Annotated in this window: 21 protein-coding genes and 1 pseudogene; 13 read left to right on the forward strand and 9 right to left on the reverse strand. The window is 54.9% G+C overall.

Annotation, left to right across the window (positions count from 1 at the left end; all coding sequences use genetic code 11):
• Positions 1-56 precede the first annotated feature (56 nt).
• Together PEL8287_RS11260 and PEL8287_RS11265 are read right to left on the reverse strand one after the other, a co-directional pair.
• The gene (locus PEL8287_RS11260) at positions 57-836 is read right to left on the reverse strand and encodes a beta-keto acid cleavage family enzyme (protein WP_085892493.1); all 780 of its coding nucleotides are present in this window, start codon (positions 834-836) and stop codon (positions 57-59) included.
• A complete protein-coding gene (locus PEL8287_RS11265) occupies positions 833-2,155 on the reverse strand; it encodes an aspartate aminotransferase family protein (RefSeq protein WP_085892494.1) in 1,323 nt (440 codons plus the stop codon). Before PEL8287_RS11265 ends, PEL8287_RS11260 begins: the two co-directional genes overlap by 4 nt.
• 111 nt (positions 2,156-2,266) lie before the next feature.
• Between PEL8287_RS11265 and PEL8287_RS11270 the strand changes: the two genes are divergently transcribed.
• The 8 genes and pseudogenes from PEL8287_RS11270 to PEL8287_RS20330 form a co-directional block, all read left to right on the forward strand.
• Positions 2,267-3,136 (forward strand): MurR/RpiR family transcriptional regulator, encoded by an 870-nt coding sequence (locus PEL8287_RS11270; RefSeq protein ID WP_235862282.1) that lies wholly within the window; start codon positions 2,267-2,269, stop codon positions 3,134-3,136.
• A gap of 38 nt (positions 3,137-3,174) precedes the next feature.
• Positions 3,175-4,143, forward strand: coding sequence for a TAXI family TRAP transporter solute-binding subunit (locus PEL8287_RS11275; protein WP_085892648.1), 969 nt, complete (start codon positions 3,175-3,177; stop codon positions 4,141-4,143).
• 111 nt (positions 4,144-4,254) lie between these two features.
• Positions 4,255-6,861, forward strand: a complete 2,607-nt coding sequence (locus tag PEL8287_RS11280; RefSeq protein WP_085892495.1) for a TRAP transporter permease — start codon at positions 4,255-4,257, stop codon at positions 6,859-6,861.
• On the forward strand, positions 6,858-7,292 hold the full coding sequence (locus PEL8287_RS11285) for a universal stress protein (protein ID WP_085892496.1): 435 nt from the start codon (positions 6,858-6,860) through the stop codon (positions 7,290-7,292). The genes PEL8287_RS11280 and PEL8287_RS11285 overlap by 4 nt, the downstream gene beginning before the upstream one ends.
• Positions 7,293-7,485: 193 nt before the next feature.
• Positions 7,486-8,499: a C4-dicarboxylate TRAP transporter substrate-binding protein gene (locus PEL8287_RS11290; protein ID WP_085892497.1), complete on the forward strand. Its 1,014-nt coding sequence runs from the start codon at positions 7,486-7,488 to the stop codon at positions 8,497-8,499.
• Between the two features lie 74 nt (positions 8,500-8,573).
• The gene (locus PEL8287_RS11295; RefSeq protein WP_085892498.1) at positions 8,574-9,206 is read left to right on the forward strand and encodes a TRAP transporter small permease subunit; all 633 of its coding nucleotides are present in this window, start codon (positions 8,574-8,576) and stop codon (positions 9,204-9,206) included.
• Between the two features lie 12 nt (positions 9,207-9,218).
• Entirely contained in the window at positions 9,219-10,652 is a 1,434-nt protein-coding gene (locus PEL8287_RS11300) for a TRAP transporter large permease (RefSeq protein WP_085892499.1), read from the forward strand.
• Between the two features lie 134 nt (positions 10,653-10,786).
• A pseudogene (locus tag PEL8287_RS20330) lies at positions 10,787-10,892 on the forward strand (chemotaxis protein MotB); the annotation flags it as partial.
• A 201-nt stretch (positions 10,893-11,093) separates the two neighbouring features.
• Here the strand turns inward: PEL8287_RS20330 and PEL8287_RS11310 are convergent.
• The gene (locus tag PEL8287_RS11310) at positions 11,094-11,453 is read right to left on the reverse strand and encodes a flagellar export chaperone FlgN (protein WP_085892501.1); all 360 of its coding nucleotides are present in this window, start codon (positions 11,451-11,453) and stop codon (positions 11,094-11,096) included.
• Positions 11,443-11,730 (reverse strand): rod-binding protein, encoded by a 288-nt coding sequence (locus tag PEL8287_RS11315; RefSeq protein WP_370737923.1) that lies wholly within the window; start codon positions 11,728-11,730, stop codon positions 11,443-11,445. Before PEL8287_RS11315 ends, PEL8287_RS11310 begins: the two co-directional genes overlap by 11 nt.
• Positions 11,731-12,474: 744 nt before the next feature.
• Here PEL8287_RS11315 and PEL8287_RS20045 point away from each other — a divergent pair.
• From PEL8287_RS20045 to PEL8287_RS11330, 3 genes are all read left to right on the forward strand, one after another.
• A complete protein-coding gene (locus PEL8287_RS20045) occupies positions 12,475-13,356 on the forward strand; it encodes a flagellar hook-length control protein FliK (RefSeq protein WP_176228623.1) in 882 nt (293 codons plus the stop codon).
• 12 nt (positions 13,357-13,368) lie between these two features.
• Positions 13,369-14,040: a flagellar hook capping FlgD N-terminal domain-containing protein gene (locus tag PEL8287_RS11325; RefSeq protein ID WP_085892503.1), complete on the forward strand. Its 672-nt coding sequence runs from the start codon at positions 13,369-13,371 to the stop codon at positions 14,038-14,040.
• A 355-nt stretch (positions 14,041-14,395) separates the two neighbouring features.
• Positions 14,396-14,602, forward strand: coding sequence for a hypothetical protein (locus tag PEL8287_RS11330; protein ID WP_085892504.1), 207 nt, complete (start codon positions 14,396-14,398; stop codon positions 14,600-14,602).
• Between the two features lie 75 nt (positions 14,603-14,677).
• Here PEL8287_RS11330 and PEL8287_RS11335 read toward each other — a convergent pair whose 3' ends face one another.
• The 4 genes from PEL8287_RS11335 to ubiE all read right to left on the reverse strand — a co-directional run bounded on the left by PEL8287_RS11335 (position 14,678) and on the right by ubiE (position 19,875).
• Complete coding sequence (locus PEL8287_RS11335; RefSeq protein WP_176228624.1) at positions 14,678-15,328, reverse strand: YjbF family lipoprotein; 651 nt, start codon at positions 15,326-15,328, stop codon at positions 14,678-14,680.
• Positions 15,329-15,351: 23 nt separating this feature from the next.
• Positions 15,352-17,478, reverse strand: a complete 2,127-nt coding sequence (locus PEL8287_RS11340) for a YjbH domain-containing protein (RefSeq protein WP_085892506.1) — start codon at positions 17,476-17,478, stop codon at positions 15,352-15,354.
• A gap of 120 nt (positions 17,479-17,598) precedes the next feature.
• Positions 17,599-19,131 carry a 2-polyprenylphenol 6-hydroxylase gene (ubiB, locus tag PEL8287_RS11345; RefSeq protein ID WP_085892507.1) on the reverse strand — a complete coding sequence of 511 codons (1,533 nt, stop codon included), beginning with the start codon at positions 19,129-19,131 and terminating at the stop codon, positions 17,599-17,601.
• The gene (gene ubiE / locus PEL8287_RS11350; RefSeq protein WP_085892508.1) at positions 19,132-19,875 is read right to left on the reverse strand and encodes a bifunctional demethylmenaquinone methyltransferase/2-methoxy-6-polyprenyl-1,4-benzoquinol methylase UbiE; all 744 of its coding nucleotides are present in this window, start codon (positions 19,873-19,875) and stop codon (positions 19,132-19,134) included.
• 85 nt (positions 19,876-19,960) lie between these two features.
• Here ubiE and mutM point away from each other — a divergent pair, with 85 nt between their 5' ends.
• Both mutM and PEL8287_RS11360 read left to right on the forward strand, forming a co-directional pair.
• Positions 19,961-20,812, forward strand: a complete 852-nt coding sequence (mutM, locus tag PEL8287_RS11355; protein WP_085892650.1) for a bifunctional DNA-formamidopyrimidine glycosylase/DNA-(apurinic or apyrimidinic site) lyase — start codon at positions 19,961-19,963, stop codon at positions 20,810-20,812.
• 64 nt (positions 20,813-20,876) lie between these two features.
• Entirely contained in the window at positions 20,877-21,653 is a 777-nt protein-coding gene (locus PEL8287_RS11360; RefSeq protein WP_085892651.1) for an enoyl-CoA hydratase, read from the forward strand.
• A gap of 95 nt (positions 21,654-21,748) precedes the next feature.
• Here the strand turns inward: PEL8287_RS11360 and PEL8287_RS11365 are convergent, their stop codons facing one another.
• Entirely contained in the window at positions 21,749-22,504 is a 756-nt protein-coding gene (locus tag PEL8287_RS11365) for a substrate-binding periplasmic protein (RefSeq protein ID WP_176228625.1), read from the reverse strand.
• Between the last annotated feature and the right edge of the window lie 9 nt (positions 22,505-22,513).

Consider the following 22,513-nt stretch of genomic DNA (forward strand, 5'->3'; position numbering starts at 1 on the left):
CCTATTTTGAGATTTGACCAGCGGCACATCATTCAGCAGATGGTGTTGTTGGATATCTATGCGATTTGCCGCAGCGCAATTGTAGCCGCGATATCAGAAACTCGTTGAGCGTTATCCTGGGCAATCGCGCCATCCTCGCGGAACATCGAATTCTCGAACCCGACACGGCATTTACCCCCCAGTTCATGTGCGTACCGAAGGCAAGCGGTTTCGCCAGCACCAAAGGCGCAGACTGCCCAATCTGGTTTCAACGCATGGGCCTGCATGTAGCGCAAGAAAGGATCCAGATTAGATGGACTGCCCTCGTTGCTTTCAGAATAGCGACCCAGTACGAAAATCAATTGTAGTTCAGGTTTGTGAAACAGGGTTTCAGGAAGCACGCGGCGCAGCAAAGAAAAATCCGAAACATCATAGAGAATATGCTGAACGGCGATACCCGCTGCGACGCATTGGGCATAGAAGTCTGCTAGTGTTTCGTCTGTTGTATCGCTGGCCATTTCCCGGACAGACACCGAGACAAGGCGCGCGCCTGAAGAAAGAGCGATCTTTCTTTGGTGCGGTGGTTGATACAGCCCGTTCGATTCGGTTGTGATCTGTACCGACATATTCGGTAATGTCGCGGTAAGTTGCGCCAGTGCCTCGCGGTAAAGACCGGTGTCAAGAATATGTTTGCCTTCGGTATCACGTAAATGCAGGTGCAGGCCGTCGGCGCCTGCAGCAAAGCAGTCACGTGCTGTATCGATAATCTGTGGCAGTGTGACCGGTAGTTTTGGGTGATCCTTCGGACCCAACCGCGCCCCGTTTGGGGCGACCATCAGGCGGGGTAGCGGTATCATGACAGAACTTCCAGAAAGGCCTGATCAAGCTTTGAAACCAACTCGTCGATCTGGGCGTCGGTGATGATGAAAGGTGGCGCCAGAAGGATGTGATCGCCCCGTTTTCCATCAATGGTGCCCCCCATTGGATAGCAGATCAAGCCAGCGTTAAAGCAAGCCTTTTTCAGTTTATTGTTGATCGCCAGTGCCGGATCGAAGGGTTGCTTTGTGGCGCGATCTTCGACAACTTCCAGTCCACGAAACATCCCGCGGCCTCGAATATCACCAATGTGCGGATGCTGCGCAAAAGCGGCCTGCAGGGCAGAATCCAGTTTTTCACCCATAATCTTTGCCCGCGCGGTTAGCCCGCCATGGGTCAGCTTGCCCACGACGACATTTGCAGCCGCGCAGGCCGTGGGATGGCCCACGTAAGTGTGGCCGTGTTGGAAAAAGCCCGACCCGTTTTCAATAGCCTCGTAAATGGCTTTGCTGCAAAGCGTGGCGCCGATAGGCTGATAACCTGCACCAAGTCCTTTAGCGATGGTTACGATATCGGGGCTAATCCCCTCTTGTTCGCTGGCAAAAAGTGTACCTGTCCGCCCCATCCCGCACATAACTTCGTCCAGAATCAGAAGAATGCCATACTGGTCACAGATTTCGCGCACGCGTTTGAAATATCCGGGCACCGGCGGCACTGCACCCAAAGTGGCCCCGACAACCGGCTCTGCGATAAACCCGATGACATTTTCCGGGCCAAGGCGCAGCAGTTCTTCTTCAAGTTCGTTGGCGACCCGAAGGCCATAAGCCTCTGGTGTTTCACCGTCTTCGCGGCCCCGATATTCGTAACAGGGCGAAATATGTGAGGTACCGATCATCAATGGAGCAAAGGGCTCTTTTCGCCAGGCATTGCCGCCAGTGGCCAATGCTGCAAGCGTATTGCCATGATAGCTTTGATGCCGGGCAATGAAGCGCGAGCGTTTTGGTTGACCGATTTCCAAAAAGTATTGCCTGGCTAATTTCAGCGCCGCCTCAACCGCCTCGGATCCGCCGGAAACGAAATAAACCCTGTCGATGCCCTCGGGCGCATGGGCGATTAGTTGATCTGCCAGTGATTCCGCGGGCTCGGACGTGAAAAACCCGGTATGGGCAAACGCCATTGCGTCGATTTGCGCCTTGATTGCGTTGATCACATCCGGATCTGAATGCCCCAAGCATGACACTGCTGCGCCGCCGGATCCATCCAGGTATTGTTTTCCACTTTCGTCATAAAGATAAGATCCTTCGCCCCGGACCGCGACGGGTGGAAGCGCTTTGGTATGGCGCGGAAAAACGTGATTCATCGAAAGCTTCCCTACGTGAGCTGTGCCCCTGCACTTGAAACACATGAATCATTTGTTGACAAGATATGAAACATTTGGAACATTCAAAAATCTGGTACTATCGGGGGGGCTGTGGATTTGGACGGGACGTTCGAACAAAGGCTGGCTGAAAAATATGACGGGCTGAGCAAGCGGTTGAGGGAGGCCGGCGATTATGTCGCTGAAAACCCGATCAATACCGCCACGCGCAGCTTGCGATCAGTCGCTACGGATGCCGGACTTGCCCCTGCAACATTTTCACGTCTTGCACGCGTATTGGAATACGAAACTTTCGAAGAAATACGTGAGGTTATGCGTCACAAGATTGACCGGCGGGTCAACAGCTTTGCCGATCGCGCTGATCGTCTTCGGCAAGGGCATGAATCCGGCACGCTCAATTTTTTCGAAGCCCACTGCGGGGCTTGCCTGCAGAATATTCAAACACTTTCAGAGAGTATTGACGTCCATCAATTGAACGATACAGTTGATCGACTTTACCAGTCGCGAAAGGTGCTTATTCTTGGTGCGCTGGGGTCAACAGGAATTGCAGAATACATGTCATATATGGCCAATTTTCTGTCTGATAACTGGCACATGGCCGGGCGCATGGGCGCGTCGCTGGGCAGCGGATTGGCAGGTCTGGATGAGCGCGACGCACTTATAATCGTGACCAAACCACCCTTCGCCCGCAAGTCGATTCTTGCCGCCGAAGTCGCCCGCCAGAGCGGCGCCTATGTTGTCGTTATCACTGACAGCCATAACTGCCCGGCGCTGCGTCATGCCAATTCAGGCTTTTTGATCGCAACTGAAAGTCCGCATTTTTATTCGTCCTATGTGGCAACCGTTTTTCTGGTCGAAACCATTATCGGAATGCTGGCGGGCCGTGTTGGCCCCGATGCTACAAAACGGATTGCCGAGGTCGAAAACCGAAACCGCCGTCTGGAAGAAGTCCGCGATGGTTAAGTGAAAACAACCGACATCAGATAAAAAGGGAGAAAATGATGTTTTCCAAGTTTAAATTCAGCGTAGCGGGTGCCGCAATGGCCGCTGTGATGGCTCCGGCAGCGTTTGCCGAAGAGTTCATCACAATTGGCACGGGCGGTGTGACTGGCGTGTATTACCCTACCGGCGGCGCGATCTGCCGTCTGGTCAACAAGGGCCGCAAGGAACACGGCATTCGTTGCTCAGTGGAATCAACCGGCGGGTCGGTGTACAACATCAACACCATCCGCGAAGGCGAGCTGGAATTTGGTGTGGCTCAGTCAGATTGGCAGTTCCATGCGTTTCACGGCACGTCAAAATTCGAGGATGCTGGCCCATTCGAAGGTCTGCGTGCGGTGTTTTCGGTACACCCAGAGCCCTTTACTGTTGTGGCACGCGCCGATGCCGGGATCAGCAGCTTTGAAGACCTCAAAGGTAAGCGCGTGAACATCGGTAACCCGGGTTCCGGTCAGCGCGGCACGATGGACGTGGTTCTGGACGCTTTGGGCTGGACTGTGGATGACTTCGCCCTCGCGTCCGAGCTGAAAGCGGCTGAGCAGTCCGCGGCCCTCTGCGACAATCAGATCGACGCGATGATCTACACGGTTGGTCACCCTTCGGGTTCTATCCAGGAAGCCAGCACAGCGTGTGACTCGGTTCTGGTGAACGTAACCGGTGAGGCGATTGACGGTCTGATCGCCGACAACTCGTTCTACCGTACTGCCACCATCCCTGGCGGTATGTATCGTGGCTCGGACAACGAAACCACCACCTTCGGTGTGGGCGCGACCTTTGTGACTTCGGACGCTGTATCGGAAGAGGCGGTTTACGCGGTTGTCGCAGCCGTCTTTAACAACTTCGACGACTTCAGAAAGCTGCACCCGGCCTTTGCCAACCTGAAAGCTGAGGAAATGGCCACCGCTGGCCTGTCGGCACCACTGCACCCCGGTGCGGCCAAATACTATAAAGAAAAAGGCTGGATTGAATAATCCACCTGGTTCTTGCGGGGGCGGTGCGCTGCCCCCGCAGTTTGTTTCAATTATTGGGTGAAAACGCCCAATACGCCGCCCAATGATGCGGCACTCAGGGAGACAGTGACGATGGCCGAAGACCAAAAGGGCGGACGCCCTCTAAGCGAAGAAGAACTTCAGGAACTTGTCGCCTCGTCCGATGCGGGCGCGCGTGACCCGGCCGGATCGGTTGGGACGTTATTGGCGATTGTCGCTGTTGTCTGGTCAGTGTTTCAGGTTCTTTTGGCCTCGCCGGTCGCGCCTTACGTGCTGCCCGGCGACATGATCAACAACTCGCGCCAGATCCATCTGGCCTTTGCAATCTTCCTGGCCTTCATGGCCTATCCGGCGCTGAAGTCATCGCCCCGCCATTATATCCCGATACACGATTGGGTAATGGGACTACTGGGGGCATTCATTGCCCTGTACGGCCTGTTTTTCTATGAAAAGATCGTTAACGCCGGGGGATTGGCGGATGACACTGATAAATGGGTCGCCCTGTTAGGGCTGATTTTGCTATTTGAGGGTGCCCGCCGCGCGCTTGGGCCCGCAATGGCGATCATCGCTACGATTTTTATGTGTTATGTTTTCTTCGGCTCCTCGGAATGGGTGCCTGAGGTAATTCGCTGGAAAGGGGCCAGCCTGAAAAAGGCGATGAGCCATATGTGGATCACGTCAGAGGGCGTCTTTGGCATCGCACTTGGCGTTTCAACCAAATTCGTTTTTCTCTTTGTTCTGTTCGGCGCACTTTTGGAAAAAGCAGGTGCCGGGAACTATTTTATCAAGATGGCCTTTGGTGCCCTTGGCCACCTGCGTGGTGGCCCCGCCAAGGCGGCCGTGGTAGGTTCGGCGGCGACAGGCCTGATCTCGGGTTCATCCATCGCCAACGTTGTGACGACGGGTACATTCACCATTCCGCTGATGAAGCGCGTGGGGTTTTCCAGTGAAAAAGCAGGCGCTGTTGAGGTTGCCAGTTCGGTCAACGGGCAGATCATGCCTCCGGTTATGGGGGCCGCAGCCTTTCTGATGGTGGAATATGTGGGCATCTCCTATGTCGAGGTTATTACGCATGCCTTCCTGCCCGCGGCGATTTCCTATGTCGCGCTGGTTTATATCGTTCACCTTGAAGCGGTGAAAAACAACATGCCTGTTCTGGGTGACCGCGTGGTGTCTATGGGTAAGACCATAGGCGGTATGGCAGTGTTTTTTGCAGGATTTGCCGCGCTTTGCTATGGCGTGCAATACCCGGTGAGATGGATCACTTCTGCTTTGCCCTCATCTGGCTTGATCCTGTCAGTACTGATCTGTGTGGCCTATGTCGCCCTGCTGTGGCTGGCGTCAAAAGGTCCTGATCTTGAGCCCGATGATCCCAATGCCGAAGAGGTGAAATTGCCGGTGGTCGGCGAGATTTACAAATCGGGCCTCTATTTCTTGCTGCCAATCATCACGTTGGTCTACTTCTTGATGATTGAGCAGAAATCACCGGGCCTGTCGGCTTTCTGGGCCTCGATGTTGTTGTTCGTAATCTTGCTGACGCAGCGCCCGATCAAGGCAATTTTCAGGGGTGAAAGCGATCTGGCTGCAGCTTTTAAATTCGGCGTTATGGATCTTTGGCAGGGCCTGATTGACGGCTCGCGCAACATGATCGGTATTGGTCTTGCTACGGCAACGGCTGGTGTGATTGTGGGCACCGTTACGTTGACCGGTGTTGGTCAGGTGATGGCTGATCTGGTTGAATTCCTGTCGGGCGGTAACCTGATTCTGATGCTTATCATGGTCGGGCTACTTAGTCTGGTGCTGGGCATGGGTCTGCCGACCACAGCCAACTATATCGTTGTCAGCTCATTGATGGCCGGGGTAGTTGTTGAGCTGGGCGCGCAATCCGGGTTGATCGTGCCCTTGATCGCTGTGCATCTATTTGTCTTCTACTTCGGGATTATGGCAGATGTGACGCCCCCAGTAGGGCTGGCCAGCTTTGCTGCAGCTGCCGTGTCAGGTGGCGATGCGATCCGTACCGGTTTTGTCGCCTTCTTCTATAGCCTGCGCACTGTGGCGCTGCCGTTTGTATTCATCTTCAATACCGACCTGCTGTTGATAGACGTCACTTGGACCCAGGGCATATTGGTGGCAATATCCGCGACGATAGCGATCCTGGTATTTACCGCCGGAACCATGGGGTATTTCCTGACCAAAAGCCGTTTCTATGAAAGTGTATTGTTGGTCGTCGTGGCTTTTGCCCTGTTCCGGCCTGACTATATCATGAACCGGTTGCAGCCGCCTTTCGCGGTCATTGAACCTGCTCAATTTGAACAGGCGCTGGATGCCGCCAAACCGGGTCAGGAATTGCGCATGATCGTCTCGGGGCCTGACTTTGACACTGGTGAGCAGAAAGACACCTCGCTGATGCTGGCCATTGAAGGTGAAGGAAGCGGTGCAGATCGTCTTAACCAGTTCGGTCTTACCTTGCTGGAAGAAGATGGGGCGGTGAAGCTGGAAGAGCCGCTGTTTGGTTCTCCCTTTGCCGAAACAATGCAAGGGTATGATTTCTATGGCGATGACCCTGTCGTTGTGAAAACGGTCAAGGCACCGTCCGATCAGATGCCGAAGGAACTGGTCTTTATCCCGGCGCTTTTGTTGTTGGGGCTGATTGTCCTGATGCAGCGCGGCCGCGTGAACAAACAAGGAGAGCCGGCATGAGCACGAAACCCGTATTGTGTGCTGTCGATATCAGCAACCAAAACCGTGATGTCGAAGTTCTGAAGAAGGCTGCAAGGCTTGCATCGATGGACAATGCAAAGCTGGATGTGATCACTGTATTACCAGATTTTGGCATGAGCGTTGTGGGCAGTTTTTTTGAAGGTGACTATCACGACAAAGCTGTTGAAGAAGCGCAACGGAGGCTGAACGATTTGGTGAAAACTACGCTTGGCGCAGACGCTAATGAAAACATTCGCCATATCGTTTCTACCGGCAACGCCTATGAAGAAATTTTGAAGGCTGCCAATCTGGCCGGTACAGGTTTGATTGTGATCGGGGCACACAAACCTGATTTCAAGGATTACCTGCTAGGCCCCAACGCCTCGCGGGTCGTGCGTCATTCGGATTGCTCGGTCTACGTCGTGCGCTGATACGTCTGGGTTTTTTAGAAATTCAGACCAATGTATCGTCAGGTATCCCCGGCATTCAATGCTGGGGAATTAGCCTTACTGATAGGTGAAATATTTCAAAAGGATATGTGCCCTTGAATATGTCGTGGGCATCGTGGACAAATTCACTAGTATGTAAGTCATCAAATCAGCATGACCTTAGGGAGGAACAAACATGCATAAATTTGCAGGTCGCGCCGCAGTCGCGGCGTTGGCATTAAGTTTTGCCGGTGAAGCCTTGGCAACCGAGTGGAACGTATCACTTTGGGGTAAGCGTCGCGCGTTTACAGAAAATGTCGAAAAACTTGCTGAATTGGTCAGCCAAAAGACCAACGGTGAGTTCACGATGAACATCAGCTATGGTGGTCTGAGTAAAAATAAGGAAAATCTTGACGGGATTTCCATTGGCGCGTTCGAAATGGCGCAGTTTTGTGCTGGCTATCACCGCGACAAGAATCCGACAATCACAGTGCTGGAACTGCCGTTTCTGGGCGTGAATACTCTTGCTGAAGAGGTCGCAGTAGGCCGGGCAGTTTATGCCCACCCCGCCGTTCTGGCAGATCTGGAGCGTTGGAATGCCAAACCGCTGATGACCAGCCCTATGCCGCAATACAACATCGTCGGTACCGGTGAGCCGCGCGATACGCTGGCGAAATTTGAAGGTATGCGGGTACGCGCCACCGGCGGCATCGGTCAGGCATTCGAAGCTGTGGGCGCGGTGCCCACGTCGGTGACCGCATCCGAGGCCTACCAGGCGATGGAATCGGGCGTTGTAGATACCGTGGCCTTTGCCCAGCACGCGCACCTCAGCTTTGGCACAATCAACAAGGCCGACTGGTGGACCGCCAACCTGAACCCCGGCACCGTGAACTGCCCGGTGGTGGTGAACATCGACGCCTACAATGATCTGAGCGATTCGGAGCGTGAGGCGCTGGACAGCTCGATTCCGGAAGCCATCGACTTTTATGTTAGCAACTATGGCAAACTGCTGGACCAGTGGGAAACCATTCTGGCGGAAAAAGGTGTGACTAAGGTTGAGTTCGCCGAGTCCGAGTTGGAGGAATTCCGCAAGATTGCTGCTGATCCGATCCGCGAGAAGTGGATTGCCGACATGGAAGCACAGGGCCTGCCGGGTCAGGAACTGTATGATCTGGTTCAGACCACACTGAAAGATATGCGCGGCAACTGACCGCGCAGTGTTTTCGACGGGCGATCCTACGGATCGCCCGTCTCAGTTTAGCATTCTCAAAAGGACGTCAACCCATGGCAGGCAGCAGCACCGTTCATGAAGACGACAGCCTTCTTAGCCGCCTTGATCAAGGTTTGGTCCGGCTTGAGCGGTTTCTGGCACTTGTCAGCGGTTTGGCGGTGTTCTCGCTTATGGTGTTGGCGGTTGTTTCTGTCAGCGGGCGTAACTTTTTGGGGAAACCCCTGCCGGGCTACGTTGACTGGATCGAACAGGTGCTGCCGCTGATTGCCTTTATGGGAATAGCCTATGTGCAGCGGGATGGCGGGCATATCCGCATGGATATCGTTGTGGGGGCCCTGAAAGGCCGGGTATTGTGGCTGGTCGAATTTATTACGACCTTGGCTATTCTAATACTGATCCTGTTGCTCATTTGGGGTAGTTGGTCACATTTCGGGCGCAGCTTTGATTTCGCCGCCCCGCTGTGGAGCCGCGATAGTTCAATTGATATAGGCATTCCGATCTGGCCAGCAAAGTTGCTGGTTCCGGTGGCGTTCAGCGTCCTAAGCTTGCGCTTGGTGCTTCAGACATGGGGCTATGCCCACGCCTTTGTCACCGGGGCCGAGCAACCAGCGGCAGTGCCCCTGGTGGTGGACGCCGCAACACAGGCCGCATTGGAAGCCGAGCACGTCTCGGGCCACGACAAATAGGGGGCCCTGAAAATGGAACCGATTGAAATTGGTCTTGTGGTGACGGGCATCATGTTGGTTCTGGTAGTGCTGGGCATGCGCGTGGCCTTTGCCGCAGCGCTGGCTGGCATGACGGGCTTGATCTGGATTTTCTGGGCCAAGTTCGGGTATGCGCCTGACAAGTTTGGCAAGGCGTTGACGATTGCGGTTAAAACCGCCGGTCAGGTGCCGCATTCGAAGGTTTCCTTTCAACCGCTCAGCCTGATTCCGACATTCATTCTGATTGGGTATCTTGCCTACTACGCTGGCCTGACGCAGGCGCTGTTTGAGGCCGCCAAGCGCTGGATTGCCTGGGTGCCCGGCGGATTGGCAGTTGCCACTGTTTTTGCCACCGCTGGCTTTGCTGCTGTGTCGGGTGCGTCGGTTGCGACTGCCGCAGTATTTGCCCGTATAGCCATCCCCGAGATGCTGAAGATTGGTTATGACAAACGCTTTGCAGCGGGAGTTGTGGCTGCAGGGGGTACGCTTGCCAGTCTGATACCACCTTCGGCCATATTGGTGATTTACGCCATTATTGTTGAACAGGACGTTGGCAAGCTTTTGCTTGCTGGGTTCATTCCCGGCGTATTCTCGGCACTGGTCTACGCAGCGTTGATTATCGGGATGGCGATGACAATCAAAAACTTCGGCCCGCCAGTGCGCGGCTTTACCTGGGGCCAGAGATTTTCATCACTTTTGCCCGCCGCGCCGATCGTACTTGTCGTCGTCATCATTATCTTCTTTGTCTACAATCCGCTGCCCGAATGGGTGGTTATCGGCCCCTTCCAATTGGGCGGCGATGCCTGGGGAACCCCGACAGAGGGGGGGGCAATTGGAGCATTCATCGTGTTCTGTATGGCCCTATGGCATGGGATGCGGTGGCCCGATCTAAAGGACGCACTGATTGAAACCGCCAAACTGTCCGTGATGATCTTTACCATTATCTGGGGGGTTTTGATTTATGTTCGTTTTCTGGGCTTTGCTGATCTGCCTCATGCCTTTTCCAACTGGATCACGTCACTGACGATGTCACCCATGCTGATCCTGATCTGTATACTTTTGGCTTATGCGGTGCTGGGTATGTTTATGGATGCCATCGGTATGCTGTTGCTGACTCTGCCTGTGGTGTATCCTGCCGTCATGGCTCTGAATGGTGGTGAAACCGTCGCCGCAGCCGACAGCGCCTTTGGAATGTCCGGGCCGATGTGCGCGATATGGTTCGGCATTCTGGTGGTGAAAATGGCGGAGTTTTGTCTGATCACCCCGCCCATTGGGCTGAACTGTTTTGTCGTCGCCGGGGTGCGCCCTGATCTGAGCGTGCAGGACGTGTTCAAAGGTGTGATGCCTTTCTTTGTTGCTGATGCCATAACCATCGGTATTTTGGTGGCCTTCCCCGCGATTGTATTATGGTTGCCCAGCCTCGCCTAACGTTTGGCTTGGGCTTGAGCACCTTGAAAGGCATGCTCATTTGGCGGTGAAATCCTGACAAGTTTAAACGTTAAACCAAGTGTAACACCTGTTCTGCTAGGCCTGATTGTGGGTGAGAAAAGCAGGTGGCGGATATGAGTACGCAAAGTAATGCGGCGCCAGTCATCATCAAAAGGAAAAAGGTCGTTAGCGGCGGCGGTCATCATGGCGGTGCCTGGAAAGTCGCTATAGCATTTCCTTTGGCTGTTGGTGCTTTTGCACCGGTTACATATTCCGTTCCCAAAACAGGAACGGCCCAAGCTGTCGTTCTGACATCTGCAGCAAACGGTATGTTCCCGGCTGCGCCACCCGATTTCGGATGCAGGCGCAGATTGGCCCGCATAGTGCTAACGGAACGCTAAATCCGGCTTTCGATCTAGCTGGTATTTGAGTCAAATCGCGTCAGGCGCGTTTCTCGACCTTGCGTTCAATCTCGCCCTGGATGATTTGCTTTTGCCCGCTTTCATCATAGGTCTCCAGTGATCGCCGAATGCGCCGAAACGCGGCCATGCGGGCCGCTACCGTGCGGATCCCCTGTAGTGCGCCATCCAGCAGCGCCTGATTGCGCATTACCTTCTTCTGCAGGGCTTCCAGCTTTTGCCTGGGGCCTGCGTCCAGCACGTTTAATGCGTCAATCAGGCTTTCTTTTTCTTCGACCAAACCGGCAATCTTTTCAAGATCGCCCTGTAATAGAGCCGAACGTTCGGTGTCCAGTAACTCCTCCAGCCGGTCGATGATCTTCTGATCTGATTCATGTGTCATTACTTTTCTCCATAAGGGAATTATAAAAACTTTCAGCAAGGCCGATGCCACCACTGCTGACCATTTTGTTAGCCAGCGCCTGTCGCAGGAACGAGGCGAACTGATCTTCGCCAACGCCCCCGCTGAACGAATTTTCCTGCTCGCCCACACCGACGGATTTCAGCATTTCGGCCAGAAAACTGGCTTCCAGCTTTTCGGCAACGGCACGCAAGGCGATATTCTGTTTCGGCGGGGCTGTTGGTTGGTTGCCGGGGGTAATTGGTAAAAAATTAGTCACGGGATTACCTCGAATTGAAGGAACTCTGCGTTATTTGAGCGCAAACCGGTAAAGAAGCGGTAACCAGCTTTTGGCATGATCGGCGAAACGCGGAAGAAATCCCGGAGATACATCATGCCGATACCCCTCACTGGTCCATTTGCCGCTAACGCGCATGCTGATGCGATCAGGTCACCCCAGCCTGCCCCATCCAGAAAGGGCACGGGGCCAAAAGCCGGCGACGACAATTTTCACAATGTTTTTGGAGGTCCGCCTGCCGAAAATGCTGCCAAGACCAGTGAACCCAGACAAACTGCAACGCGGCCGGCCGATATCGAAGATACCGAAAGGCCTGGTGGTCTCGATCAAGCAGATGGTCGGGGCGGCGAAGGGGATTTTGAAACGGCTGACACTGATGATATTGTCCGCGATCGACCGTTACAAACCAAGGCAGATGACAAATCTGGCCCGTATCTGAAGGGTGCCGGCGACCAAACCGGCACGGTACAGGGTCTATCAGAGCAGATTGATAAAGACGGGCTTGCGACGGGAGAGGAAAATACCTTCGCTGGTTCAGCGCCTGAATTCGTCCGGACGCATGCCGACGCAATGCGGCAGCCAGTAAAATCAGTCTCTATTATAGGCAATTTCTACGATCCTGCCGATCTATTGAACCCAGCCGGGTCAGGTGCATGGGCTGACGCGCAAGGTCGCATATCCCATGGCAATCCCTATCAAACCCAAACCCAGATACCGGACTTATCCGTGCTGGTTGATGACGAGGGTGCCAAGCTGCCACAGGCGGTTGATTTGGCTTCGGTACCGGTAACCCAATCGTCAGGACAGGCAAACCAAGGCCAGTCCCAAACCATGTCGCCATTGGCAGGGTCTGACAGGATTCTGCAGGTTCCTGCCAACGGGTCTTTGACGGCAGTACAAGTCACAAACCAGCCTGAAACCGAAGCAAAAACCGCAGAAGATACCCAAGATCAGCTTGTATCTGATCCTGCCCGACAGGCATCAGACCGATATTCGGTGTCTGCAGTTGAGCATGTGCGCGCCGCATCTGCCTCACGGGTGAGCATGGCGATAATACCGCCCCCCGCCCTTGCAGGTCTGGCCCCTTTTGCCGGGAATACGCCGGAAGCTGATCGCCATATACCAAACACTGACACCGGCGTGATATCCGACACCCGAAGTTTCAGCGATCTTGGTTCCACTGCAAAATCTGCGGCAGACCCGGTTTTCCAATCTCAGATACCTCGCCATCTTGCCCTGCAGGTTGCTGGCGCGGTGCACCGAGCCGGCGCCGACCAACCGATCAGCTTGCTGCTTAATCCCGCAGAACTTGGCCGGGTAAAGATCAGCATGACCACCACAGATGCCGGCGTCAGTGTCACGGTGGTGGCCGACAGGCCCGAAACGCTGGATCTGATGCGGCGCCATATCGACGTTCTGGCGCAGGAATTTCGCGATATCGGCTATGGTTCGTCCCAGTTTTCTTTTGGGCAAAGCACGTCGGAACACCGCAGTGAAACGCAGCATGGCGGACAGGGGCAGACCCTGTCGGTCGATCCAGCCACAGACAGCATTACCCCGGTAACCACCCCAAGTATTACCCTCGACCGCGTCGATATCAGACTCTAGAAAGGCCAATTCATGGAAATTACCAGCCCTACGCAAACCGGAACAGCCGCACGCGCCACCTCTGCAACACCGCCTAGTGGTGGTAGCGTCCTAAGTTCGGATTTTGAAACCTTCCTAAAAATGCTGACCACTCAGATGCAAAATCAGGATCCGCTCAACCCGGTTGATTCCGCAGATTTCGCTGTACAGTTGGCAACGTTCTCGACTGTGGAACAACAGGTAGGAACAAACGACCTTCTCACCTCGTTGGGGGATCGGATGGGTGCGCTCAGTGTCGGGCAGCTTTCGGGCTGGGTTGGCATGGACGCGCGGGCAAAAATGCCTGTGCAGTTCGACGGAAATCCAGTCTCTATGTCTGCCCATATCGACGATATTGCGACTGCGGCCCAGCTTGTTGTCACCAATGCGCAAGGCATCGTTGTGCAAAGACAGGATCTTGCTTTGGGCAGCACTGATATCCAATGGGTCGGTGAAGATGTGGCGGGCATCCCGCTCCCCGACGGAATCTACAAAATTGCGGTTGAATCATTTAGCGGCGACAATCTGATCGCCAGCCATCAGGTTGAAATTCACAGTCGCATCATTGAGGCCCGCAGTGAAAACGGCGCACCGGTTTTGTACATGGAAAACGGTCAACAGGTGCCCGCCAGCCTTGTTCTGGGCCTGCGTCAACCCGATACCTGATCTGGGCTCTGTTATGCACAGCCAGGCCAACCGTCGCCGTCAAACTATGGGCCTTGCCTGATTTGCGCAAAGCTGCGCGCATCCGAAAGCTTGCTGGCCAGAATTTGGGAAATTTTACCGCATAGGTAGTATCAGATGTTTTTAATTCCATAATTTGCAATGCGATTGAGGGGTGTAAATTTCAAAATAAAATAAATAAATCAGAAACTTAATGTATGATGTGATAATTTTGCGCAATTTGAACTCTATCCACGGAACACTCGAATAACGGGTTTGTTTGATAATCTTTTTGTGCAATAGTTCGCCTATGTCCCATTGGGATTCACGAAATTTAGCACTGGTTTGGAGAGTATATATGAAAAAATTCACAACCCTCGCAGCCGCCGCCGCTGTTGCACTGTCGGCAGCAGCACCTGTTGTTGCGGATGAAGCAAAAGTTAATGCTGATCCGTTTGTATCCTCGCAAGGCCAGATTGGTATTGGGGTTGGCGGCGCAGTTCTTGGCACGTTGATCGCTGTTGCGATCGCAGTTGCAAAAATTGAATCAAGCGACGACACCTGAATCAGGGTCACGTTTATGAAGTTTTTAAAGGCGGTCCAGTAGGCCGCCTTTACTATGCCTGCACGAACATTATTTTCAGCGCAGGCTTTGAATCACGATATAGCCGTTCATCGGACTGATCCACTGCCTGGATTGAAGAATGCGGCCTGACGCGACATCAACCTGATAACTATTCTGGAACTCTGTCGTTTGCGCCCTGCAATCTTCTGTCACGGCAATCGCCTCGCGATTCAAATCACCGGCAACAACACGTACCCGCCCACCGGGTCGAACTGTGCAGGTGGCCTCAAGTGGTACGATGACATTCTCACCGTCCAGATACCGATGTACCCGTTGCGCACTACCTGCCCGACGATTTGTCACCAGCGACAGTACCGGCGCTACGTCGGATGACATGATATCTTCGCCCAGGCCACGGCTGGCCGTAAGAATACCGCGTTTCAGGGTAATACTGCGGCGGTCTGACGTGCCATAGGTATCATAAGGCCCGTTGGTCTCAATCTTTTGCATGACCGATACCACGTTACGCCCGGAAATCGCGACCAGGATTAGGGGCGCGTCAGTGGCGTTCATGGCAGCCTGCACGCTTGCTGCAAGTTGCTGCTGGTCGGGTTGCGCCGGTTTCTTGTTTTTGGAGAAAAAACCCTTGGCCACCGTGACCGCATTGACCTCATAGTCATCGCCGCTGCTACAGGATGCCAGCATCATACAGGTCAAACCCAGCATCAATTTCCGAAAATGTCTTGCGTTCATCTCCAGAATTTCCCCCAGGTCTTGGCCGTTTCAGGTTCGTGGGTATTGCGGATGGTCTCGTAAAGCCGTCCGTTCACGTCAAGCCGCGCCCCACCGTCGCGCGACAGAGACCGGATAACCGTATTCGATCTGCGCTGCGTTGGCTGCCCGGTGCCCCACGAAAGGGGGATAGAGATGCGAATGCCTTTGTCAAACGATCCTTCGCCGAATGTGGCCGAGGAAACGTCGGTTTTCGTCGCATAGGCTCCGACCCGCCAACCGTTTGCGAACTCACGGTCCAGTGCTATGGTTGCCCCCCAGTCACCGGCCAGATACCGGCCAGCGTCCAGTTGTCCGTGGAACCCGAAACCGAAATCATAATAGGCTGAAAGGTGACCGTTGAATTCCGGAACGGTCCCGCCGCTTGTCTGCCGCGTTCGGGTTCCGAAAAGCTGATCAAAGTCGCGCGGCTGGACATAATTCACCTCGCCGCCAAACGCGAGACGGCTATCGACCGGTTTCCATAGCACCTCGGCTGAGGCACCGGCATACATCTTTTCCAGATACCCCACGGTCACCCGGCTATACAGATTCTGCGCGGGCCGACTGTATTTCGCAACAGTCAGGTAGTCGATGGTCGGGTCGTCGGTTTGCGAATACAGCGCCACGTTCGACCGTACCCTTGGCAGGCCTGAGGCACCCGGCAGCGATACTTTGTCCAGATCACCGAACAGTTTGACGGAAACCGAGCCCGAGGCAACCCAACCAGTTCCGATCCGATAGTCACCCCTGAACTGAATGCCACCATTTGCGCGCACCGGATTGTCGGGGTCAAAGACACTGAACCGCAGGAACGGCCCGATCGACCAGCCAAAACGCGGATAGGCATCGGGCTGCAGGACGTCCGGTTGCCGCAGGGCCAGGGCGTCTGAAAAAGTGACCGCCTGCAACATTTCGCTGGCTGGGGCATTTTCAAGCCGCTCAAGATCACTGCGGCGCAGCGTGACAGAACTTGTCGGGATACCCTGAACCACTTGCGTGATGGTGAAGGTTTCAACCGATGCCGGCAATGTCCGGCTCAGTACCCGCGCGGTGCGGCCAATCGCCTGTGGGCGCATGTCGAAACGGCTATTGCGCACCATGACACGGGCGCTGCGGCTGTCCAATTCAATGGCATGCAGGGCCATGCCTTCGGTCTTCAGACCATCTGCAACAGCAGTTCGCACATTCGACTGACGGATGTTATCCTGAGTCCAACCCAGATCGTTGTGGTCTCCGGGCGCCCGGACGGCCACCGGTAGCGGCGCAGTTTCCACGCCCCCGTTCACGGCGGGTTTGCGGGCATTGATGGCAAAGGTCAGGTTAACACCCACTTCATCACCGTATAGCGAATAGGCGCTAAGCCGTGCCGATTGACTGATCTTGTAGTCGACACCGAAATTCCACGGTGTCTTGTGATTGATTATTCCGTCCAGAACCTCGCGGTCGTAGGCGTCTGATGAATATTCTACCTTGAAATTCAGCCGGTCGGTCACCGCATAGCTGGCCCCGGCAAAGGCGGCCACGTCGCCGCGGAACCACCTGTCATAGGTGGGAATGCCACCTTCACCCAATAATCCCGTCGGCCGCGACCCGGTTTTGCCGAAACTACCTTCGCTGCCCAGACGCCCCCAGCCGACCCCACCGGTCACACGCAGTTTATTACCAATTGATTTGGTGGCAACGATATATTCGCCGCCAAACAGGCCTGTGCCGATGAAATCCTGCAGGCCAATGGCCACCGCCGGGCGATACTGCGTCTCATCCAGGATGCGAAAACTCAGATCAAAGCTGCGGTCATAGAATGTAGAAAACGGCGGTCGACCCGGTTCGGGAATAAGCCCCTTGATCGCGGAATAGCGAAAGCTTGTGCTAAGACGGTCCGTCACCTGAAAACTCAGTGTCGTTTTTGTGGTGCCGTCATAGTGGGCAACGGTCGTCGACAACTGGCCTTCCGGCGCCATTTCAGCAGTAGGCATGTCCACCAAACCGCCGGGCGTGCCAAAGTTGTTCGTCACGGTTGTGGTCAGGTTATTGGCCAAGGCCGCCAACGGCCACGAAATGATAACCGTAGCAATTACAACACTGCCGTATTTGCGGGTCACTTATCGCCACTCCACCATTTTTAAGCCTCGCGGTTACCTTACCGAAATCGAGATTCCACGACAACGACCCTTTTGCCAAAAGCTTGGGTTACGATGCACTGTCGTAAAAAAAGCGATCGATCAGGGCCAAAATCCAGCCAACAACATGCCCGCCACACCAATGGCGCAGCCCGCAATCACCGAAATAAGATAGAAAAGCCAGTGTGTCGTGCGCGGCGGTTCAGGCATTTCAGATTGTCGGATCAGCGCCTTTTCCACCATCGCCGGCAGGCGCGGCCCATAGCGCGCCAGCACTGCCAGTGTTTTGCCCAGATCCCGAACGGCGGCACGCGGGCCTATGCTGTCTTTGATGTAGGATTCGACCACGGGCCTTGCAACCTGCCAGATATTGATCTGCGGGCTAAGCGAACGTGCCACACCTTCAACCACCACCATGGTGCGCTGCAACAAGATCAGCTCGGTTCGGGTTTCCATGCCAAAACGCTCGGTCACCTCAAACAGATAACTCAGCAGGCTACCCATCGAGATACGGTTCGCATCCATGCCGAAAATTGGCTCGCCCACGGCGCGTAGCGCCCTTGCAAACTCGTCTACATCGCGATCGGCAGGAACGTATCCAGCCTCAAAATGCACCTCGGCGACGCGGCGGTAATCGCGCTTGATGAACCCGTACAAGATCTCGGCGTAAACCCGGCGGGTATATTCATCGATATGGCCCATGATCCCGAAATCATAGGCAATGATATTGCCGCCGGCCGCTACCTTCAGGTTGCCCTGATGCATGTCCGCATGAAAATACCCGTCGCGCAGCGCATGGGACAAGAACAGTTGTAACACCCGTTCGCCCAATGCCACACGATCATGGCCTGCTGCATCCAATGCCGCGTTATCCCCCAACGGGACACCATCAGCCCAGCCCATGGTCATCACTCGCCGTCCCGACAATTCCCATTTTACTGTGGGCAGCTCAAATCCCTCATCCTCCGCAGTGTTCGCCAGAAACTCCGAAGCTGAAGAAGCTTCAAGCCGCAAATCCAACTCACCCATCACCACGCCTTCGAAATGCGCAATGACATCCGTTGGTCGCAGCCGGCGCGACGCGGGCGATAACAGTTCAATCATCCTGGCCGCGAAATAAAACGCATCAATATCCCTGCGAAACGCCTTTTCAATCTTCGGGCGCAGCACTTTGACGGCCACCTCCTCTCCGGTGCCTCGCACAGTCGCCTTGTGGACTTGCGCGATCGAGGCTGCCGCCACCGGCTCGCTGAAATTCTCAAACAGTTCGTCCACCGTGTGGCCCAGTTCATGCGCCACACTGGTTTTGGCCACCTCGACAGGGAAGGGGGGTAATTTATCCTGCAACACGCGCAGGTGTGTGGCCAGATCCTCGCCCACCAGGTCGGGTCGAGTGCTCAGGATCTGCCCAAATTTGATATAGGCCGGGCCCAGGGCGGTCAGCGCGCGTGGTGCAGGTGGCGAAGCAGGATCGCCCTTGTAGCCCAGCCATTGAAATGGCCATGCCAGAAAGCGCATCGTGCCCCGCACCAGCGGGGGCGCCTCGAACGCGTCCATGATCAGGCCCATTGCACCGGTACGCTCGAGCGTGGCGCCGGTTCTGATCAGTCGCAGGATATTATGGGGTCCGCGCATTCAGATTTTCCAGCCCGAGTGCAGACAGGCGATGCCCATGGTCAGGTTGCGATATTTGGCATTCTCAAAACCGGCATCTTTGACCATTTGCAAGAATGTCTCCTGATCCGGGAACTGCCGGATCGATTCCACCAGATACTGATAACTGTCACGGTCCCCCGCGATCATCTGCCCCATGCGCGGGATGATGTTGAACGAGTACAGGTCATAGACCTTCTGCATCATGTCATTTGGGATTTGGCTGAATTCCAGCACCATCAGCCGCCCGCCGGGTTTCAACACCCTGAAGGCCTCGGCCAGCGCTTGGGCAGGCAGGGTCACATTACGGATGCCAAAACTGATCGTGTAGACGTCAAAGGTGTTGTCCTCGAACGGCAGTGCCATTGCATCGCCCACCACCCAATCAAGGCTCTGCGCCATCTGATCTGCCTCGGCCCGTTTGCGGCCCTCCACCAGCATTGGCTCGGTCAGATCCAGCACCGTCGCATGCCCGCTGCCTGCCCGTTTCAGAAACCGGAACGAAATATCCCCTGTCCCACCGGCCACATCCAATAGCGCCTGCCCAGGCCTTGGCGCTAGCCAGTCCATCATCGCATCCTTCCAGATACGGTGGATACCCATGCTCATGGCGTCGTTCATCACGTCGTACTTGCTGGCCACACTGCCAAACACGCCCCTGACCCGCCCGGCCTTTTCAGCCTCGGGCACGGTTTCAAATCCGAAATGTGTGGTTTTCTCGTTCATGGGCCTTGCCGTTCCTTGTTCACGCCCTTCTTATAAGGCGCTGCGGGTCGGTTACAATGCGCCGCTTTACGGGAAGGAGCGCGATATGCCCGAATTGCCAGAGGTTGAGACTGTTCGCCGCGGCCTTGCCCCGGTGATGGAGGGGGCGATCATTGCCCGCGCCGATATCAACCGGCCTGATCTGCGCTGGCCATTTCCCAAAAATATGGCCGCGCGCCTGACCGGGCAAAAGGTTCTGGGCCTGCGACGGCGCTCGAAATACATCCTGGCTGATCTCAGTTCGGGGCAAACCCTGCTCATACACCTTGGCATGTCGGGGCGGATGCTGATCTCGGGGGATCCATTGGGTCAGTTCGTGCATGATCACCCAGCCCCTGAACGACATGACCATGTTGTCCTGCATATGGAGAACGGCGCACGTATCACCTTCAACGACCCTCGTCGTTTTGGCGCGATGGACCTGATGGAAACCGCCAACGCTGACGCCCACCCGCTTCTGGCCAAACTCGGTCCCGAACCGCTGGGCAATTCCTTTAGCGAATCTTACCTGCAAAGCGCATTCAAAGGTAAAAATACGCCCGTGAAATCCGCCCTTCTGGATCAGCGAATCGTTGCAGGTCTGGGCAATATCTATGTCTGCGAGGTGCTTTTTCGCGCAAAAATATCCCCAAAGCGCCGCGCCGGGAACATCTCTCACACCCGTGTCGCTACGCTGGTTCCTATCATCCGCGATGTTCTTTCGGATGCCATCACTGCAGGCGGCTCTTCCCTGCGTGATTTTCGCCAAACCGACGGAGAATTAGGTTATTTTCAACACAAATTCGACGTCTATGACCGCGAAGGCCATTCCTGCAGAACGCCAGGTTGTACAGGTCAAGTGACCCGCATCGTCCAGTCCGGCCGCTCCAGCTTCTATTGCACCCTATGCCAAAGATAGGTTGAACCCGGCGACCACAGTGGTAATGAATCAGGTCTGTCGACAACAAGCGAAAGCGAAATTCATGGCCTTTGAGACGATCATCGTCGAAATAGAAGACCACGTAGCCCTTATCAAACTCAACCGCCCCGATGCAATGAACGCATTGAATGATCACCTGCTGGGTGAGCTGGTGGTTGCGCTGAACGAGGCTCAGGAAAACGACAAGGTGCGTTGCATTGTTATTACTGGTTCGGAAAAGGCCTTTGCCGCCGGTGCCGATATCAAGATGATGAGCGACAAGTCCTTCGTCGAAGTGTTCACCGAAGATCTGTTTGGCCCCGAGGCCGATGCGATCATGCGGATCCGCAAACCGATAATCGCCGCCGTTTCCGGCTATGCGCTGGGCGGTGGGTGTGAACTGGCGATGATGTGTGATTTCATCATCTGCTCGGACACCGCGAAATTCGGCCAGCCCGAAATCAATCTCGGCGTTATGGCGGGTCTCGGAGGCAGCCAGCGGCTGACCCGATTCATCGGGAAATCCAAGGCGATGGACATGAATCTGACCGGTCGGTTCATGGATGCGGACGAGGCCGAACGTTCGGGGCTTGTCTCCCGCGTCGTTCCTGCCAAAAAGCTGATGGAAGAGGCGATTTCAGCCGCCCACAAGATCGCCGAAAAATCGATGATCGCAACGGCGGCTGTCAAGGAGTCGGTAAACCGCTCGTACGAAACGACCCTGCGCGAAGGGCTGTTGTTTGAACGGCGCGTGTTCCAGTCGCTTTTTGCCACCGAAGACCAGAAAGAGGGCATGGCCGCCTTTATGGAAAAACGCGAGGCCCAGTTCCGGGACAAATAACAACTGTTTTCGGACTCAGAACAAAAAAGGGCAGGGGCTTATCCTGTCCTTTTTTCATCCCACGCTTCAGTACCCTGCTATATACGGGTCAGGCCCTACTGTCCGGTGATGCTGGTGTATCGCGCGATGATATCATCAAATACGCCGCTCTTGCGAATCTGGGCCAGTCCTTCGTTGAAATCGTCTCGATACCCTTCATCCGTAAACGCTACCCGAAACGGATTAAGTGGAAAAATCGGATGAAAGGTAACGCCCTGGCCCGTGTCCCGCGGCAGGTCATAGACCAGCCTGTGATATTTGAAGATATTGATTTCAATCACGATCACATCTGCCCGCCCCGAAAACAATGTCGGCAACAACTGCGAGGTACTGGGTGAAATCTCGCGGTAAAGCGGATTTTTCGCGGCCATCGCAGCAAATTCCGGCCCCAGATATTCACGTGCAAATTCAAAGGCGGCAATGGATTTGTCGCTCAGATCGGCAATCGATTCAATCTTCAGGTCCCGGTCTTTCAGTGTGATTGCCACGTTCTGAAAGGTGATGTGGTTGTCGGAATAATGGCTATTGCCCAAAGGCAGGTCTGCTGACTTTGAAATCGTCAGCGCCGCATCAAACTCACCATCCCGCATCCGGGCGACAACCCGAGGGAACGGCAATGTCGAAAACTCGGCCTCATGCCCCACCACTGCCAGTGCGGCGCGGACGATATCAATCTCGATTCCATTGTTGGTTTCGGGGATGATATAGGGCGGCACTGCCGGGGATGACGCAATTTTCAAAACATCCGCCTGTGCTGATGCTGAAAAGGCGCCTGCAAAAACAGTAATCAGTGTCGCAACAATTTTGATCATTCTGGCCCC

The sequence above is a fragment of the Roseovarius litorisediminis genome, assembly GCF_900172295.1.
Taxonomy (GTDB): domain Bacteria; phylum Pseudomonadota; class Alphaproteobacteria; order Rhodobacterales; family Rhodobacteraceae; genus Roseovarius; species Roseovarius litorisediminis.

Excerpts from the sequence above, each read along its gene's own strand:
- PEL8287_RS11335 (WP_176228624.1), bottom strand. The coding sequence starts at position 15,328 with ATGCTGGGTTTGACCTGTATGATGCTGGCATCCTGTAGCAGCGGCGAT.
- PEL8287_RS11285 (WP_085892496.1), top strand. The coding sequence starts at position 6,858 with ATGAGCACGAAACCCGTATTGTGTGCTGTCGATATCAGCAACCAAAAC.
- PEL8287_RS11325 (WP_085892503.1), top strand. The coding sequence starts at position 13,369 with ATGGAAATTACCAGCCCTACGCAAACCGGAACAGCCGCACGCGCCACC.
- PEL8287_RS11310 (WP_085892501.1), bottom strand. The coding sequence starts at position 11,453 with ATGACACATGAATCAGATCAGAAGATCATCGACCGGCTGGAGGAGTTA.
- PEL8287_RS11265 (WP_085892494.1), bottom strand. The coding sequence starts at position 2,155 with ATGAATCACGTTTTTCCGCGCCATACCAAAGCGCTTCCACCCGTCGCG.
- PEL8287_RS11330 (WP_085892504.1), top strand. The coding sequence starts at position 14,396 with ATGAAAAAATTCACAACCCTCGCAGCCGCCGCCGCTGTTGCACTGTCG.
- PEL8287_RS11275 (WP_085892648.1), top strand. The coding sequence starts at position 3,175 with ATGTTTTCCAAGTTTAAATTCAGCGTAGCGGGTGCCGCAATGGCCGCT.
- PEL8287_RS11260 (WP_085892493.1), bottom strand. The coding sequence starts at position 836 with ATGATACCGCTACCCCGCCTGATGGTCGCCCCAAACGGGGCGCGGTTG.
- PEL8287_RS11300 (WP_085892499.1), top strand. The coding sequence starts at position 9,219 with ATGGAACCGATTGAAATTGGTCTTGTGGTGACGGGCATCATGTTGGTT.
- PEL8287_RS11280 (WP_085892495.1), top strand. The coding sequence starts at position 4,255 with ATGGCCGAAGACCAAAAGGGCGGACGCCCTCTAAGCGAAGAAGAACTT.
- mutM (WP_085892650.1), top strand. The coding sequence starts at position 19,961 with ATGCCCGAATTGCCAGAGGTTGAGACTGTTCGCCGCGGCCTTGCCCCG.
- PEL8287_RS11360 (WP_085892651.1), top strand. The coding sequence starts at position 20,877 with ATGGCCTTTGAGACGATCATCGTCGAAATAGAAGACCACGTAGCCCTT.
- PEL8287_RS11365 (WP_176228625.1), bottom strand. The coding sequence starts at position 22,504 with ATGATCAAAATTGTTGCGACACTGATTACTGTTTTTGCAGGCGCCTTT.
- ubiE (WP_085892508.1), bottom strand. The coding sequence starts at position 19,875 with ATGAACGAGAAAACCACACATTTCGGATTTGAAACCGTGCCCGAGGCT.
- PEL8287_RS11295 (WP_085892498.1), top strand. The coding sequence starts at position 8,574 with ATGGCAGGCAGCAGCACCGTTCATGAAGACGACAGCCTTCTTAGCCGC.
- PEL8287_RS11290 (WP_085892497.1), top strand. The coding sequence starts at position 7,486 with ATGCATAAATTTGCAGGTCGCGCCGCAGTCGCGGCGTTGGCATTAAGT.
- ubiB (WP_085892507.1), bottom strand. The coding sequence starts at position 19,131 with ATGCGCGGACCCCATAATATCCTGCGACTGATCAGAACCGGCGCCACG.